A 242-nucleotide genomic window follows, 5' to 3' on the forward strand; every position below is an offset into this window, starting at 1 on the left:
GTGGTCGCTATAAGACTCGAACTTATGACATCCACCTTGTAAGGGTGGCGCTCTACCAACTGAGCTAAGCGACCCAAATTTAACAAAAATAAATGGTGTCCTGTGCTGGACTCGAACCAGCGACCCCTTCATTAAAAGTGAAATGCTCTACCAACTGAGCTAACAAGACAAATGGCGCAGCGGACGGGGCTCGAACCCGCGACCTCCGCCGTGACAGGGCGGCATTCTAACCATCTGAACTA

At 50.8% G+C, this 242-nt stretch carries 2 tRNA genes; both read right to left on the reverse strand.

Features of this window, described 5'->3' with window-relative positions:
* Nucleotide 1 precedes the first annotated feature (1 nt).
* Nucleotides 2–74 (reverse strand) — tRNA-Val (locus CSUNSWCD_RS03270).
* Between the two features lie 19 nt (nt 75–93).
* Nucleotides 94–169, reverse strand: a tRNA-Lys gene (locus tag CSUNSWCD_RS03275).
* Between the last annotated feature and the right edge of the window lie 73 nt (nt 170–242).

Source organism: Campylobacter showae CSUNSWCD (assembly GCF_000313615.1).
GTDB classification, from domain to species: Bacteria; Campylobacterota; Campylobacteria; order Campylobacterales; family Campylobacteraceae; genus Campylobacter_A; species Campylobacter_A showae_A.